The sequence below is a fragment of the Martinezella lusitana genome (assembly GCF_010668395.1).
Lineage (GTDB): Bacteria > Pseudomonadota > Alphaproteobacteria > Rhizobiales > Rhizobiaceae > Rhizobium > Rhizobium lusitanum_A.
The window spans coordinates 264,212-279,571 of the sequence record NZ_WUEY01000005.1 but is presented as its reverse complement, the minus strand read 5'-3'; the positions used below and the strand labels follow the sequence as shown (position 1 = coordinate 279,571).

Below are 15,360 nucleotides of genomic sequence, written 5' to 3'. Positions count from 1 at the left end.
TTTCAATCGTCGAGACCGCCCATGACCGATGTCAGCGCCACGACCGCCATGCCTTCCGTCGCAAGAGCGAGGCCGACTGCCAAGCGAAAATCGCCGTCGGCGCACGGCCGCATGCCCGTCATCCTGCTGTTCCTGCCGCCGGCGCTGCTGCTTTTCACCATCTTCGTCATTCTGCCGATGGGCGAAGCGGCCTGGTACAGTCTTTATCGCTGGAACGGCTATGGCCCGCCGACGGAATTCGTGGGACTGCGCAATTTCCAGGTGCTGTTCAAGAACGGTGCCTTCCTGACGTCGCTCAAGAACAATGCGCTCATCATTCTGGTTTCGATTGCCATTCAGGTGCCGCTCGCCATCTGGCTCGCGACGATGCTGGCGAACCGCATTCGCGGCGTCGTGCTCTTCCGGCTGATCTTCTTCCTGCCCTATGTGCTGGCGGAAGTGGCCGCCGGCCTGATCTGGCGCTTCGTCTATGACGGCGACTACGGGCTGTTTGCCGCGATCGCGCATTTCCTCGGCACCGCCACGCCCTATGTGCTCGCCGACAAGGATCTGGCGATGTATGCCGTGCTTGGCGTCATCGTCTGGAAATATTTCGGCTTCCACATGATGCTGTTCATCGCCGGTATGCAGTCGCTGGACAAGAGCGTGCTCGAGGCGGCCGAGATCGACGGCGCGACCGGCTGGCAGAAGTTCCGCTACGTTACCCTGCCGCTGCTCGGCTCGACGCTGCGTCTCTCCGTCTTCTTCGCCGTCGTCGGATCGCTGCAGCTCTTCGACATGATCATGCCGCTCACCGGCGGCGGCCCGTTCAACTCGACGCAGACGATGGTGACCTTCCTCTACAATTTCGGCGTCACCCGCATGCAGGTCGGCCTCGGCAGCGCCGTCGGCGTCGTGCTGTTCGTGATCTGCGTCACCCTCGCCTTCGGCTACAAACGGATATTTATGCGCAATGACTGATATGGCCTCATCCGTTCGACTGACCACCGGCACGAAGATCTATCTCTATGTGTCGCTGACCATCATCGCCGCCATCGTGCTGATCCCGCTCGCGACGACCGCGCTCGGCGGCTTCAAGACGCTCGGCGATCTCCGCACCAATCCCTTTGGATTGCCGGCCGAATGGCATTTCGAGAATTATACGAGCATCCTGTTCGGCGACCGCTACTGGCGGCAGATGATGAATTCGCTCATCATCGCCGTTCTCACGGTGTTCCTGACGCTGTCGGTCTCGGCCATGGCGGCCTTCGCCTTCGCGCATGTGAAGTTCTTCGGCTCGAACTTTCTGCTCAACTATTTCCTCATCGGCCTGATGTTCCCGGCCGCCACAGCCATCCTGCCGCTGTTCATCCGCATCCGCGATCTCGGCCTGCTCAACACCTATTGGGGCGTGGTGCTGCCGCAGGTGGCGTTCGGCCTCGGCATGAGCATCCTGCTTTTTAGAAACTATTTTCGAAACCTTCCGGAAGAATTGTTCCAGGCGGCGTTTGTCGACGGTTGCGGCTATATCCGTTTCTTCTGGCATATCTCCTTGCCGCTCTCGCGCCCGATCATCGCCACCGTCAGCATCATCTCCTTTGTCGGCAGCTGGAACAGCTACATCCTGCCGCTGATCATGCTGAATTCGGATTCGATCTATCCCTGGCCGCTCGGCATGATGGTCTATAGCGGCGAGTTCGGCACGGAATGGGAGCTGGTGCTCGCCTTCATCACGCTCACCATCCTGCCCACCATCATCGTCTTCTTCCTGGCGCAGAAGCACATCATCGCCGGCCTCACCGCCGGCGCCGTGAAATCCTGAGCCTGGAGCGGTTCAGCCTTTCATGGAAACCCTGAACCGCTCCATCTTTTTGTTTTGACGCAATTCCAGACGGAAAACCGCTTCGCACTTTTCCTGGAATTGCTCTCATCGGAGCAAACAACATGGCATCCGTCGAACTGCACAACATCCACAAGGCCTATGGGGCGCTCACGGTCATCCACGATATCTCGCTGGCGATCGAGGACGGCGAGTTCATCGCGCTTGTCGGGCCTTCCGGCTGCGGCAAGTCCACGCTGCTGCGGATGATCGCCGGGCTGGAGGAAATCACCGACGGCGACGTGTCGATCGGCGGGCAGGTGGTCAACGCCATGACGCCGCGCGAGCGCAATATCGCCATGGTCTTCCAGTCCTACGCGCTCTACCCACACATGACGGTCGCACAGAACATGGGCTTCAACCTCAAGCTCTCGGGCGAGACCAAGCAGGTCATCGAACAGCGGGTCAACGAAGCCGCCCGCATGCTCGATCTCACCAAGCTGCTCGACCGCAAGCCGGCGCAGCTTTCCGGCGGCCAGCGCCAGCGCGTCGCCATGGGCCGCGCCATCGTGCGCAATCCCGCCGTCTTCCTGTTCGACGAGCCGCTTTCCAACCTCGACGCGAAGCTGCGCGTGCAGATGCGCTCCGAAATCAAGGCGCTGCATCAGAAGGTCCAGACCACCTCAATCTACGTGACCCACGACCAGATCGAGGCCATGACGCTTGCCGACCGCATCGTCGTCTTGAATCAGGGCAATATCGAGCAGCAGGGCACGCCGATCGAGCTCTACCGCAAGCCTGCCAATCTGTTCGTCGCCGGCTTCATCGGCTCGCCGGCGATGAATTTCCTCGACGGCGTGGTGGATGGCGTCGAGGGCGCGCCTGCGGTGCGGCTGAAGGACAGCACGCCGATCCGCATTGCTGACGAACGCAAGGTCAAGGCGGGCCAGAGCGTGAAGATCGGCCTGCGGCCAGAGCATTTGAGCCTTGGCAGCAATGGCTCGCCGCTCACCGGCCAGACCCTTCTGGTCGAGCCGACGGGCGCGCAGACGCATGTGCTGTTCGATCTTGCGGGCGATCAGGTGACCGCCGTGGTCGACGGCGAGGCGCTGGTGCGTTACGGGCAGCCGCTGAACGTCTCCATCAGCCCGGAGCAGGTCTACGTCTTCGATGCGTCGAGCGGGCTGGCTCTTTAGAACGGTTCAACCGGGCTCTCCGAGCCGCTCCATCTCTTTGCCGTCCCGCAATGCCGGGACGGAAAGCCGTTACGCATTTTTCCTGGAATCGCTCAGGTGACGATGTCGATCGAATCGACGCGGTCCGGGTAGAAGGCCATGTAATCCTTGATGCGGCTGACCGACGCGTAGGGATTTTCATAGCTCCAGATCGCGTTCACCGAACGCTCGCCGCCGGCCGGGATGCTGTAATAGGAGCACTCGCCCTTGTAGGGGCAATAGGTCTCATGGCTCGTCTTCTGCAGCGCCGCCATGTGGACATCCCTGCGGGGAATGTAGAGCACGGCCGGATAGGACGCCTCCTTGAGCGACAGCGCGTCGTGCGTGTCGGCGACTATCTTGCCGGCGACGGAGACGGTGACATGGGCATGCTTGTCCTCGATGGTGATGGGGTGATCGGGACCGGGGATCTTGACTGCTCTTTCCGACATGATGGGCCTCCTGGGGTGAGGTAAAGGGCGGGCAGTTTCCGTGCCTGGGGCAACTCCACCGTTCCTGTTTCAAGACATATAGGAAGGCCCGCGCGGATTATCAGCCCTTTTGCACCGGCCAGCGCAGGCCATCCATCAAGAGGCGCACGAGGCGGCGGGAGCGATCGTGCCATTCCGGCGAATTGGGCATGGAGTAGGTGCCTGACAACGCATGCAGCACATCCGTGCTGTCGACATCGGCGCGGATCGAGCCGGCGGCGACCGCTTTTTCGATCAGGCCTGCAAGTGCGACGGGCACCCTGCCGTTGCTGTCGGCAAAGAGCTTGGAATTGCTGTTGAGAAGAATGCGCAGGCTGTCGGCCATGCCGCGCTTGGTGGCGATATAGCCGACGAAGCGGTGCATCCACTCTTCCAGGGCCTTGTCGGGGGCAAGTTCGCCGGCAAGCGTCCCGGCCGCTTCGCAAAGCGCTTCGACTTCGTGGCGGTAGACCGCCTCCACCAGATGTTCCCTGCTCGGGAAATGGCGGTAGAGCGTTCCGATCCCGACATCCGCCCGGCGGGCGATATCTTCCAGGGAGGCATCTGTGCCATGGCTGGCGAAGGCCTGAGCCGCGACCTCGATCAGCGTGTCACGATTGCGGCGCGCATCGGCGCGCAGAGGCCGGCTCTCGTTCGGCAGCGTATCCTTCGGTTCCGGCAACGGCTTGCGCGCCAATTTCTGCTCCCTGCGGATTGCCGCATGTCGATATCCGGCTCATGCCTGCATGGCAGGCGGGGATCGGGGATATCGTCCCTACAGATGTATCGGAGAATTGATATCGCATTCGCCAACGAGGCGCCATTGCTGCCCGCATGGGCCCAGGCCGACCTCATGCGCATGGATCGTCGGCAGGCTTATGGCGAGGGAGCGCCGAAATGGTTCGGCCCGAAGCTTGGTCCCAAGCTCGGCCCGCGATCGAAGCTGGAGAAGGCCGCCGTCGGATTGTCGTGTGTCACCGCCGGAACGTCGAGGTAGCTCATGATGTTCTCGACGTGGCTGACCTGCGAGCGCAGGCTGTCGAGCGACTTGCCGGTCAGGTTGGTGCCGGCCGGCAACTGCGCCGTCAGCGGGTTTTCATAGCGGCCGTTGACGCGCAGCTCGTAGTAGAGATGCGGGCCGGTGGAATAGCCGGTCGAGCCGACATAGGCGATGACCTGCCCCTGCGTGACACGCTGGCCGATCCGCAGATCCGATGGCGTTGCCGAAATATGGGCATAGGTGGTCTCGTAGCCGCCGTCATGGCGAATGCGGACATATTTGCCGTAGCCGGTTTCCCAGGAGATCTTCTCGACGACGCCGTCGCCGGCGGCCTGGATGGGGCTTCCCATCGGGGCGCGGAAATCGACGCCGTTGTGGAACTTCTTCACGCCGAGAATGGGATGGATGCGCCATGCGAAGCCGTCGCCGAGCGTGCCGTTCGGCACGGGACGGTGCACGAGCGACTTGGCGATCGAGTGGCCGCCTTCATCGTAGAATTCCGAAGAGCCTTCGTCGTCGTTCTTGTGCAGATAGAAGCGGTGCGTATCGCCGTCGGCGTGGAATTCGATGAACATCAGTTCGTTGCGACCGTCATCCGACTTGCGGAAGAGCAGGTCGACGCTGTCGGGTGCATCGTCCGCGCTGGTCAGCGAAATGCCCTTGGCCTTTGCGAGCTTCATGAGCTGGGCGGCATACTCCTTGCTCAGGCCGGCTTTTTCGAGCTTGGAGCTGACCGTCGTCTCGTCGCTGTCGTCGACATTCTTGAGATCGACCGCCGCAACTTCCGAAGAGGACGGTGCTTCCGCCTGGCTTTCGCTATAGAGCGTGGAAAACAGCCTGTCGTTTGCCATCGGCACGAAGCCATTGGCGTCGTCGCGGGCGACGACCCGCTCGGGGGTCTTTTCGCCGCTCAAGCGGGCCATGACCAGCTTCGGGCGGGCGTTGGGGCTCTTCTTTTCAAGCAGCAGTTCCAGGCTGTCGCCGGGAGAAACGGTATCGGTCTCCAGCGCGCGCTGCAGCTCGTCGCCCGCATCGCTGCTGAGGCCCGCGGAAGCAAGGATATCCTGCAGGTCCTGCTTGTCCTTCGGCATGGAGACCAGGCGACGGAACTCGCGGCCCTGCTCGCCGGTCGTCGCCCGGGATACGCTGACGTTCAGCGGCACGCCGCGAACGGGGAAACGGGAGCGGCGGACCGCATCATAATGCGTTGCCTGCGGATAGATGCCATGACGGATATCCGACAGGGAGGGCGGCGAAAACGCAAGGTTTTCCACACGTTCTCCGGCATAGGAAGCATTGATGGGGCCGGCGCTGTCGCGGGTCATTCCGGCTTCGTCGGATTTGAAGACCAGCGTCGTGCGGTGATAGGTGAAGATGCGGGTCTCGCCGCTGGACATCTTCTCGGCCACCTGCGCGAAGCGGGCGCCGTCGAAACGCTGTTTGGCGGCCAGCCGCTCGCTCTTGTGCATTGCCGGCTGCGACGGCGCCAGCTGTGCCGTGCGCATCGGCACGGCCTGCTCGATCGTATGATGGGCCAACAGCGGATAGAGCACGGTTGCCAGAAGACCGAAGGAGGCGGTGCCTGCCAGACCGATGGCGATCAGATGGCGCAGATGGGCGGAACGCGGCAGAAACGGAATATGAAAATCATGATGCGGCCGAGCCTGGATCGCAGCCTCTGCAGGAAATTGAACGCGCAATGGACTTTCGGCCATGAATTGAGGAACCCTGCAGATTGCGGTGGGCCCAAACTAGGGCAAATCATGGCAAAATCTGGGCAAATATTACGAGGCCGTTAATTGCCGTGAACATCCACAGGTGCAGATTCGCGCGTTCCGGGTGATTCGTCAACCGAAGATGGTGTCGTAGAGCAGCTTGAAGTTCAGCACAAGAATGATTGCCGCAACGATCCACGAAAGGACGGCAATGCTTCTGGAGACGGTGAAACTGCCCATTTTCTCGCGGTTTGTCACAAACTGGACCAGGGGAATGACGGCAAAGGGCAGCTGCATGGAGAGCACGACCTGGCTGAGCACGAGCAGATCGGCAGTACCCTTTTCACCATAAATGGCAGTCACGAACACAACCGGAATAATTGCGAGGCTGCGGGTCAAAAGTCGTCTCGCCCAGTGCGGAATCCGCAGGCGCAGGAAACCTTCCATCACGATTTGCCCGGCCAGCGTCGCCGTCACGGTCGAATTGAGACCGGAGGCGAGCAAGGCCACCGCGAACAAGGTGGATGCGATACCGAGGCCGAGAAGCGGTGACAGCAGTTCGTAGGCCTGGCCAATTTCGGCGACATCGGCATGGCCGCTGTTGTGGAAGGCGGCGGCGGCGACGATCAGGATGGCGGCGTTGACGAAGAGTGCCAGCATCAGGGCGACGGTGCTGTCGACGGTCGCCCATTTGATGGCATCGCGGCGGCCTTCCTCTGTGCGCTTATAGGCGCGGGTCTGCACGATTGAGGAATGCAAATAGAGGTTATGCGGCATGACGGTCGCGCCGATAATGCCCATGGCGATGTAGAGCATCGCGTGATTGGTGACGATTTCCGGCGACGGGATGAAGCCGTGGAGGATCGCGGCGACCGGCGGCGCGGCGGCGGCGATCTGGATGGCGAAACAGGTGGCGATGACGATCAGCAACGCGATGACGAAGGCTTCGAGATAGCGAAAGCCCCTGCTCATCAGAAGCAGCAGCAGGAAGGCGTCAAGCGCGGTGATCAGCGCCCCGCCGATCAGCGGGATTCCGAACAGGAGTTGCAGCGCGATCGCCGTGCCGATGACTTCGGCAAGATCGCAGGCGATGATCGCGAGTTCGCAGGCGAGCCAGAGAGCCAGATTGACCGGCCGCGGATAGTGATCGCGACAGGCCTGGGCAAGATCCCGGCCGGTGGCGATGCCGAGCCTGGCCGACAGCGCCTGCAGCAGGATCGCCATCAGGTTCGACAGCATGATGACGGTGAGAAGCGTGTAGCCGAACTGCGCGCCGCCGGCCAGATCGGTCGCCCAGTTGCCGGGGTCCATATAGCCGACGGAAATCATGTAGCCCGGCCCGATGAAGGCGATCAGGCGCCGGATCCAACTGCCGGTGTGAGGCACCATGACGGTGGCGTTGACTTCAGGAAGGCTGGGACGGTCGTCCTCGTCAGGGCTGGCGAACTTCCATGCGCGCTGTCGCGCCGTGGCTTCCTGAATTTGCGTCATGCGGCAGGCTCCGGGGGAGGGTCGGACTGTGAGGTTACTAAACAAATATGCCAGGCAACAGATTTATGCAATAGGCTATATTTCATGGTTTTTGCATTTTTGTTGACGGAAATGCCCCGGTTTCCAGACTTTGTGGCAGGGAGGAGCCATGTTGTTCATTGGCGAACGCAGTGCGACCGTGCGCCTCGCGCCGGAAGGCGGAGCAGGCAAAACGCGTGAGCCGTTCGAAAGAAAGCGCCATATTCGGCCGGAGGGCCGGGTTGGCTGGCGCTGAAAAGTCGGGAGGATCTCTATCGCGAGGGCTTCGGGTCGCGCTTTCCGCATCGATGCGGATGACAGGCCTGCCTTTGAGCCTGAATAAGCCAAGGGGCTTCCGCCGCGTTTCAGCTGCGGCGGAAGGCGTTTTCCGGCCGGCGCCTATTCGGCGGCGTCGTGCTTGGAAATGGAATCGCGGACGACGCCGTACTGGCTGCCCCAGCGATCGGTCATCTCGGCGCGGATATCCCACAGGTCGGGGAAGAAGCGATGGCGCGCGCCGGCCTGCAAGAGTTCGACAGGGCGGCCCTTCAGCGACTTCGAACCGAGCCCGATGGAGCGCTGGATCAGATACATGTGGTTGGCGCGGAATTTCTGGAACAGCTCGTCATATTCCACCAGCGCTTCGGCAACCACATAGCTATCGCCGTGATCGTATTTCCCATCGTAGATGTCCGCGACCGTCAGGCCGGGGGCGTCGAGATAATGCGCCTTGAAGGCGTGCCAGAGGTCGGGCGGCATGCGCAGCAGGAACTTGAAGCCGGGCGATTCCTGGCCGCTGCCATTGCCGAGCTGCAGGCGGACTTCCTGGTATTCCCTTGGCGACATGGTTTCCAGGAGGTCGAGCTGGGCCGTCATCATGCGCATGATCCGGTTCACGCGGCCCATGAGCGTGACGACGCGATGCGTCTCGTGCTTCTCCATGAAGTCGATGACATCGACCAGCGTATAGGCCATGAGCTTCATCCAGAGCTCTTCGACCTGGTGAACGATCTGAAACTGCAATTCATCGCCGTTGACCATGCCGCTCAACGGCTTCTGACAGGCGAGCAGCTTGTCGCATTGCAGATAAACACCGTAGTCGCGCATCTCAGGCGCCTCGATGCGCGCGTAATAATCTTCCTTCTGCATCTTCGTTCCCTTTATCCCGGCTCCTTGCCGCCAAGCACGTTTGCTCTTTTTCGAGAATACGAAATTTCGGCTTGAACATTGTTCCTATTTGTCATCCAAAATTGGAGAAATAGAGTACGATCGATCCTGAATACTGCTCTGGAGAGAACGATGGAATTGGACGCGCTCGACCACAAGATCATTGCCGCGCTGGAGGCCGATGCGCGCATCTCGTTTGCGGCGCTTGCCGATCTGGTCGGGCTCAGCAAGACGCCCTGCTGGAAGCGGGTGAAGGCGCTGGAGGAAGCGGGGGTGATCAGGGGTTACAGGACGCTTCTCGACCCGGCCCGCCTTGGCTTCGGGCTGGAAGCCTTCGTGCAGGTGTCGATCGATGTGGAGCGCTTCGACGCTTTCGAAACCGCCGTGCGCCGGCACCCGCTGATCTGGCGCTGTCACGCCACCACGGGCGAGGCCGATTATCTCCTGCATATCCTGGCGACCGACATGGCGGCGCTCGATCGTCTGCTCCGGCAGGAACTGAACCGGCTGCCCGGCGTGCGTCACACCGTGACATCAATGTCGACGCGGGAAATCAAGTCGGACATTTCCCTCGCCGAGGCGACCCGGCACGCCGGCGGATAATTATCGGCTGTCGCCGCAGCGCATGGAACCGACGAGGCCGCGGATGAGCCGCTCGCCGACATCGACCAGAGGGAAGGATTTGCCCGAGCGAAGCCACTCGGCAAGCAGGCCGTTCATCGAGCATTGAATGCCGCGGGCGGCGGCATCGACGGTCCATAGCGGTCCGAGCGTGTTGCGCTCATGGGCCATCTCGATCAGCTTCTGCAATTTGCCGAACATCTCGTCATTGGCGGTGACGATCCGCTGGGCCGCGTCGGTCAGATGCTCCGTGAACTCGCAGCCGAGGATCATGATGGCAAAGACACGCTGCTGGTGTTCGTCTTCGGCCAGGATCTGCAGAACCTCGATGGCGCCTTGCTCGATGAGGCCGAGGGGATCGTCGTGTCCATGCTCGATGGCATAGTCGACGATGGCCTCCTGCGGCAGGCGGATCTCGCTGTGCAGCGCGGTCAGGACCTCGGCCTTGTCCTTGAAATGCCAGTAGATCGCACCGCGCGTTACGCCGGCGCGTTTGGCGATCTTTTCGAGGCTCGAGCCACTGACGCCGTTCTCATAGAAAATCTCGGCAGCAGCGGTGAGGACTTCCTCCCTGGTCTTGGCTGCATCTTCCTTCGTTCTGCGCATGCGCCTCCTCAAAAACTTCCACGAGCGAAACGGGGGATTTCGCCTCGGTCTATCTACATGATTTTACGTGATAATATCTGAAGCCGGCATGTGGCTTCCGATGTCGGAGGTAAAAGTCACGTCGATTTGATATTTACAATCATTCATGTATGTTTGTATATTGCGACGCAACAAAAATGTCGAATCTCGCGGTGATTTTCCCATGACGACGTATAAATCCCCCCTTCTGCGCAACAGTCTCGTTGCCGCTGGACTGCTCTTTTTCTGCGCATCTCCCTCCCTCGCGCAGCAGGCCGGACAGATGCCGCCGCCACAGGTGACCGTGGTCGACGTCAAGCCCCAGACCGTGGCCCTCGCTTACGAATATGCTGCGCGCATCTCCGCCTTTAGGCAAGTCGATGTGCGAGCCCGCGTGGGCGGTATCCTGTTGAAAAGAAACTTTGTCGAAGGCGCCGAGGTCAAGGCTGGCGACGTGCTCTTCCTCATCGATCCGGCAACCTACAAGGCGGCGCTTGCCCAGGCTCAGGCGCAATTGCAGCAAAGCCAGGCTCAGTTGGCTCAGGGACAGCGCGAGGAAAAGCGCAACATCACCCTGTTCGACCAGAACGCCGTTACCCAGAAGGCGCGCGATGATGCGACTTCGACCCGGCAGCTGGCGGAAGCGGCGGTTGCCGCCGCGCAAGCCCAGGTCCAGACGGCGCAGCTCAATCTCGACTATACCCAGGTCACGGCCCCGGTCGGCGGCATCACCAGCCTGGAACAGGTTTCCGAGGGGAGCCTGATCGGCACGACGGGCGATAGCGGTCTGCTCACCAGCATCACGCAGCTCGATCCCGTCTACGTCAATTTCTCCTTCTCGGATGCCGAAGCGGCCGAAGTGCGCCGGCTGATCGACATGAAGAAGGCCAAGGGCGAAGCGCCCAATCTCGGCGTCAAGATTTCCTTCGGCGACGGCACGACCTACGATCATGACGGCATGGTCGATTTCACCTCGTCCACCATCGACGTGTCGACCGGTACGCTGCAGGCCCGCGCCGTGGTCGACAATCCCGACCGCCGCCTGCTGCCGGGCCAGTTCGTGCGCGCGAAGGTGACGGGCGTTTCGCTCGACAACGCCATCACGATCCCCGAAGTGGCGCTGATGCAGAGCCCGCAGGGTCAGTTCGTCTACACGATCGACCAGGACGGCAAGGCGCATGTCAATCCGGTCACGCTTGGTCAGAAGATCGGCAGCAGCTGGCTGGTGCTCTCCGGCCTCAAGGCCGGCGACAAGCTGATTACCGAAGGCATCATCAAGGTGCGCCCGGGCGCACCGGTACAGGCGACTGCGGACGCAACGCCCAAGGACGCGAAAAAGGTGGCGCAGAACTGATGTTGGGCAACAGATTCTTCATCGATCGCCCCGTTTTCGCGGCGGTGATCTCGATCGTCATCCTGCTTGCGGGCGCCGTCTGCCTGCGCATCCTGCCGATCGCGCAATATCCGGAGCTGACGCCGCCGCAGGTCGTGGTCACCGCGACCTATCCCGGCGCCAGCGCCGAGACGGTGGCGCAGACCGTCGCCGCGCCGCTCGAGCAGCAGATCAACGGCGTCGAAAACATGCTCTACATGCAGTCGACGAACTCCAACAGCGGCTCGATGCAGATCACGGTGACCTTCGCGCTCGGCACGGATCCGGACCAGGCTGCGATCAACGTCAACAACCGCGTGCAGCGTGCCGTCTCCACCCTGCCGCAGGACGTGACGCGCCTTGGCGTCGTCGTCACCAAGCGCTCGACGTCGATCCTCGGCTTCATCGCCATGTACTCGACCGACAGCCGCTATGACCGCACCTATGTCGGCAACTATGCGCTGCTCAACGTCGTCGACGATCTCAAGCGCATTCCGGGCGTCGGCGACGTCAACCTGCTCGGCGATATCGACTATTCGATGCGCATCTGGCTGCGGCCCGACAAGCTCGCGCAGTACAATCTGACGCCGAGCGATGTCGCGGCGGCCATTCAGGAACAGAACTCGCAGTTTGCCGCCGGCCGTTTCGGCGATCAGCCGAGCAACAATCCGCAGGCCTTCACCTATACCGTGACGACGCAGGGGCGCCTGCCCGACGTCGATGCCTTCGGCGAAATCATCCTGCGCTCGACCGCCAATGCCGCAACGCTGCGGCTGAAGGACGTGGCGCGCATCGAGCTCGGCACCAAGAGCTATTCGGTTCAGAGCAGCCTCAACGGCACGCCGGCGATCCCGATCGCCGTCTATCTGCAGCCGGGCGCCAACGCTTTGAACACGATGAAGGCGCTCAGGACGCGTCTGGACGAGCTGCAGAAGTCGTTCCCGCAGGGTGTCGCCTATGAGATCCCCTACGACACGACGAAGTTCATCCAGGTGTCGATCGAGGAGGTGATCCACACCTTCATCGAAGCGATCCTGCTCGTCGTCATCGTCGTTTTCGTCTTCCTGCAGAACTGGCGGGCGACGCTCATTCCGATCATCGCCGTGCCCATCTCGATCGTCGGCACCTTTGCCGGCATGTACCTGCTCGGCTTCTCGATCAACCTTCTGACGCTGTTCGGCCTGGTGCTGGCCATCGGTATCGTCGTCGACGACGCCATCGTCGTGCTCGAAAACGTCGAGCGCCTGATGTCGACGGAGAAGCTGTCGCCCAAGAAGGCGGCGATCAAGGCGATGGGCGAGGTCACGGGTCCTGTCATCGCCATCGTGCTCGTGCTCTGCGCCGTCTTCATTCCGGTCTCCTTCATGGGCGGGCTGGCGGGCCAGATGTACAAGCAGTTCGCCGTCACCATCGCGATCTCGGTCACCCTGTCCGGCATCGTGGCGCTGACGCTGACGCCGGCGCTCTGCGCGCTGATCCTGAAGCCAGGCCATCATGAACCGGTCCTGCCGTTCCGCATCTTCAACCGGGCCTTCGACGGGTTGACGCGGGGCTATGCCGCCGGCGTCGCCTTCTTCCTGAAGCGCGTCATCGTCGGCTGCGTGCTCGTCGCCGGCCTGCTCGGCGTGACGGGCTATCTCTTCTATACGTTGCCGGGATCGCTGGTGCCGGACGAAGACCAGGGTTCGCTATTCCAGATCGCCATCCTGCCGCCGGCCGCGTCGCTGACGCGCACGCAGGCCGTCATGGACGAGGCGATGGTCAACACCCAGAAGCTGCCCGGCGTCGAAAACGTCTTTGCGGTCTCGGGTTTCGACCTTCTGTCGGGCGGTCTGAAGAGCAGCGCCGGCGTTGCCTTCGTGACGCTGAAGGACTGGAGCGAACGCAAGACGCCGGAACTCGATGCCCGCAATCTCGCCGGCCCGATGATCGGCGCCAACATGGGCATCAAGGATGCCATGGTGCTTGCCTTCAATCCGCCGCCGATCATGGGTCTTTCGACCACGGGCGGCTTCGAGGTCTATCTTCAGGATCGCAGCGGCAAGGGCGTCTCGGGGCTTTCCGATCAGGCGCAGAAGCTCGTGGCAGCCGCCTCCAAGCGGCCGGAGCTTGCGGGTGTCCGCACCACGCTCGACACCAACGTTCCGCAGTTCCGCGCCGATCTCGATCGCGAGAAGGCCAAGGCGCTCGGCGTGCCGATCAACTCCGTCTTCGACGCCATGCAGGCGACCTTCGGCAGCCTCTACGTGAACGATTTCACGCTTTATGGCCGCAACTATCAGGTCAACCTGCAGTCGGAAGCGCCGTTCCGCGAATCGCCCGACGATCTGCGCCAAGTCTTCGTCCGCTCCGACAGCGGCAAGATGATCCCGCTCGATACGCTCATCAAGGTGACGCGCACCATCGGGCCGGACCAGCTCGAGCGCTACAATGCCTTCAATGCCGCCAAGATCACCGGCAACCCGGCGCCGGGCTATACGTCGGGCGATGCGATCAAGGCCATGCAGCAGGTGGCGGCGGAAACCCTGCCGGAAGGGTTCCAGATCGCCTGGACGGGTTCCGCCTATCAGGAACTGGAGACCAGCGGCGCCGGCACGCAGGCAATGGTCTTCGGCATCATCATGGTGTTCCTGATCCTGGCTGCGCAGTATGAAAAGTGGAGCCTGCCGCTCGCCGTCATCACCGCGATCCCCTTCGCGCTGTTCGGCGCGCTGCTTGCCACCTATCTGCGCGGGCTCACCAACGACGTCTACTTCCAGATCGGCATGGTGACGCTGATCGGCCTGGCGGCGAAGAACGCCATCCTGATCGTCGAGTTCGCCGTGCTGAAACGAAAGGAAGGCATGAGTGCGGCGGAAGCCGCGCTCGAGGCGGCGCGGCTGCGCTTCCGCCCGATCGTGATGACCTCGCTTGCCTTCATTCTCGGCGTCGTGCCCCTGGCCATCAGCAGCGGCGCCGGCTCCGCCAGCCGCCATGCCATCGGCACCGGCGTCATCGGCGGCATGCTGGCGGCGACCTTCATCGCCACCTTCTTCATCCCGATGTTCTACCGCCTGATCGCCTGGAAGCAGCCGAAGCCGGCGGAAGACGACGAGGATGACGCGATCGAGCAGCGCCCGCACGCGCAGGCGGCGGAGTAGGGTTGTCTGCTCCGTCCTCTCTCAGCTCTCCTGCGGGCTGATGAGCGTGACAGACCTGAAATAGGTCCGGAAGCGTCTCGTATCGCGCGTCAGGAGAGGCAGGCCGTTGATGGCCGCATGGGCACCAATGAAGAAATCGGGCAGGACGCCACTGCGTGTCCCGCCCGATTTCCTGTATTGAGCGAAAACCTTGGCAGCAAGGAAAAGCGCCGCGCGCGGAATCGGCGTTACGCTGAGCCCGGTCTCGGCAAGCATGTCGTCGAGATCTTCGATCCTGTCATAGCGCGCGGAAATTTCCGCATAGACGACGTCATTGATACACAAAGGGCCGAGAAGACTTGCGGCGTCGAGTTGCGCGAGCGACCAGTCGTACCACACAGGATCATTCGTAATGATATCCAGCAATATGTTGGAATCGACGAAAATCACGTCAGTCGTCACCGCGCGTCAACGCCATGATTTCATCCGTGGTCATTCCTTTTCCGGCATGACCACGGAATTTGGCGAATCGGCTGGTCTGCTTTTGCGCATCCACCGGGACGACGACGATATTGCCATCGGGCAACCGGCGAAAATCGACCTGGCTTCCAGGCCCGATCCCAAGCATGTCGCGAACGGCCTTGGGAATCGTAACCTGTCCTTTTGCCGTTATGGTCGTGCTCATCCGTTCCTCGGTAATAACTCTCTAAGCGAAGGTATTACTCCCGGCGATGGAATTCAAGGCTGCCAA

General features: G+C 61.7%; 14 protein-coding genes. 6 read left to right on the top strand and 8 right to left on the bottom strand.

Features of this window, described 5'->3' with window-relative positions:
• The first annotated feature begins 21 nt into the window (after positions 1-21).
• The 3 genes from GR212_RS14120 to GR212_RS14110 all read left to right on the top strand — a co-directional run bounded on the left by GR212_RS14120 (position 22) and on the right by GR212_RS14110 (position 2,994).
• A complete protein-coding gene (locus GR212_RS14120) occupies positions 22-960 on the top strand; it encodes a carbohydrate ABC transporter permease (RefSeq protein WP_163987194.1) in 939 nt (312 codons plus the stop codon).
• On the top strand, positions 953-1,801 hold the full coding sequence (locus GR212_RS14115; RefSeq protein WP_163987193.1) for a carbohydrate ABC transporter permease: 849 nt from the start codon (positions 953-955) through the stop codon (positions 1,799-1,801). The genes GR212_RS14120 and GR212_RS14115 overlap by 8 nt, the downstream gene beginning before the upstream one ends.
• A gap of 122 nt (positions 1,802-1,923) precedes the next feature.
• Positions 1,924-2,994 carry an ABC transporter ATP-binding protein gene (locus tag GR212_RS14110; RefSeq protein ID WP_163987192.1) on the top strand — a complete coding sequence of 357 codons (1,071 nt, stop codon included), beginning with the start codon at positions 1,924-1,926 and terminating at the stop codon, positions 2,992-2,994.
• A 92-nt stretch (positions 2,995-3,086) separates the two neighbouring features.
• Here GR212_RS14110 and GR212_RS14105 read toward each other — a convergent pair whose 3' ends face one another.
• The 5 genes from GR212_RS14105 to GR212_RS14085 all read right to left on the bottom strand — a co-directional run bounded on the left by GR212_RS14105 (position 3,087) and on the right by GR212_RS14085 (position 8,855).
• Positions 3,087-3,464: a DUF427 domain-containing protein gene (locus GR212_RS14105; protein ID WP_163987191.1), complete on the bottom strand. Its 378-nt coding sequence runs from the start codon at positions 3,462-3,464 to the stop codon at positions 3,087-3,089.
• Between the two features lie 100 nt (positions 3,465-3,564).
• Positions 3,565-4,179 carry a TetR/AcrR family transcriptional regulator gene (locus GR212_RS14100; protein WP_163987190.1) on the bottom strand — a complete coding sequence of 205 codons (615 nt, stop codon included), beginning with the start codon at positions 4,177-4,179 and terminating at the stop codon, positions 3,565-3,567.
• Between the two features lie 179 nt (positions 4,180-4,358).
• Positions 4,359-6,182: a M23 family metallopeptidase gene (locus tag GR212_RS14095; RefSeq protein WP_246725755.1), complete on the bottom strand. Its 1,824-nt coding sequence runs from the start codon at positions 6,180-6,182 to the stop codon at positions 4,359-4,361.
• A 147-nt stretch (positions 6,183-6,329) separates the two neighbouring features.
• Entirely contained in the window at positions 6,330-7,688 is a 1,359-nt protein-coding gene (locus GR212_RS14090) for an Nramp family divalent metal transporter (protein WP_163987188.1), read from the bottom strand.
• 417 nt (positions 7,689-8,105) lie between these two features.
• On the bottom strand, positions 8,106-8,855 hold the full coding sequence (locus GR212_RS14085; RefSeq protein WP_163987187.1) for a tryptophan 2,3-dioxygenase family protein: 750 nt from the start codon (positions 8,853-8,855) through the stop codon (positions 8,106-8,108).
• A 150-nt stretch (positions 8,856-9,005) separates the two neighbouring features.
• Between GR212_RS14085 and GR212_RS14080 the strand changes: the two genes are divergently transcribed.
• Positions 9,006-9,476, top strand: a complete 471-nt coding sequence (locus GR212_RS14080) for an Lrp/AsnC family transcriptional regulator (protein WP_163987186.1) — start codon at positions 9,006-9,008, stop codon at positions 9,474-9,476.
• Here the strand turns inward: GR212_RS14080 and GR212_RS14075 are convergent, their stop codons facing one another.
• Entirely contained in the window at positions 9,477-10,100 is a 624-nt protein-coding gene (locus GR212_RS14075) for a TetR family transcriptional regulator (protein ID WP_163987185.1), read from the bottom strand.
• A 202-nt stretch (positions 10,101-10,302) separates the two neighbouring features.
• Between GR212_RS14075 and GR212_RS14070 the strand changes: the two genes are divergently transcribed.
• Together GR212_RS14070 and GR212_RS14065 are read left to right on the top strand one after the other, a co-directional pair.
• On the top strand, positions 10,303-11,472 hold the full coding sequence (locus GR212_RS14070) for an efflux RND transporter periplasmic adaptor subunit (protein ID WP_163987184.1): 1,170 nt from the start codon (positions 10,303-10,305) through the stop codon (positions 11,470-11,472).
• Entirely contained in the window at positions 11,472-14,630 is a 3,159-nt protein-coding gene (locus GR212_RS14065; RefSeq protein WP_163987183.1) for an efflux RND transporter permease subunit, read from the top strand. Before GR212_RS14070 ends, GR212_RS14065 begins: the two co-directional genes overlap by 1 nt.
• A 21-nt stretch (positions 14,631-14,651) precedes the next feature.
• Here the strand turns inward: GR212_RS14065 and GR212_RS14060 are convergent, their stop codons facing one another.
• Both GR212_RS14060 and GR212_RS14055 read right to left on the bottom strand, forming a co-directional pair.
• Positions 14,652-15,059 (bottom strand): PIN domain-containing protein, encoded by a 408-nt coding sequence (locus GR212_RS14060; protein ID WP_163987369.1) that lies wholly within the window; start codon positions 15,057-15,059, stop codon positions 14,652-14,654.
• 1 nt (position 15,060) lies between these two features.
• On the bottom strand, positions 15,061-15,294 hold the full coding sequence (locus tag GR212_RS14055; RefSeq protein ID WP_163987182.1) for an AbrB/MazE/SpoVT family DNA-binding domain-containing protein: 234 nt from the start codon (positions 15,292-15,294) through the stop codon (positions 15,061-15,063).
• Between the last annotated feature and the right edge of the window lie 66 nt (positions 15,295-15,360).

Coding starts and splice junctions, on each gene's coding strand:
- GR212_RS14110 (WP_163987192.1), top strand. CDS start 1,924: ATGGCATCCGTCGAACTGCACAACATCCACAAGGCCTATGGGGCGCTC.
- GR212_RS14115 (WP_163987193.1), top strand. CDS start 953: ATGACTGATATGGCCTCATCCGTTCGACTGACCACCGGCACGAAGATC.
- GR212_RS14065 (WP_163987183.1), top strand. CDS start 11,472: ATGTTGGGCAACAGATTCTTCATCGATCGCCCCGTTTTCGCGGCGGTG.
- GR212_RS14080 (WP_163987186.1), top strand. CDS start 9,006: ATGGAATTGGACGCGCTCGACCACAAGATCATTGCCGCGCTGGAGGCC.
- GR212_RS14075 (WP_163987185.1), bottom strand. CDS start 10,100: ATGCGCAGAACGAAGGAAGATGCAGCCAAGACCAGGGAGGAAGTCCTC.
- GR212_RS14090 (WP_163987188.1), bottom strand. CDS start 7,688: ATGACGCAAATTCAGGAAGCCACGGCGCGACAGCGCGCATGGAAGTTC.
- GR212_RS14070 (WP_163987184.1), top strand. CDS start 10,303: ATGACGACGTATAAATCCCCCCTTCTGCGCAACAGTCTCGTTGCCGCT.
- GR212_RS14105 (WP_163987191.1), bottom strand. CDS start 3,464: ATGTCGGAAAGAGCAGTCAAGATCCCCGGTCCCGATCACCCCATCACC.
- GR212_RS14085 (WP_163987187.1), bottom strand. CDS start 8,855: ATGCAGAAGGAAGATTATTACGCGCGCATCGAGGCGCCTGAGATGCGC.
- GR212_RS14120 (WP_163987194.1), top strand. CDS start 22: ATGACCGATGTCAGCGCCACGACCGCCATGCCTTCCGTCGCAAGAGCG.
- GR212_RS14055 (WP_163987182.1), bottom strand. CDS start 15,294: ATGAGCACGACCATAACGGCAAAAGGACAGGTTACGATTCCCAAGGCC.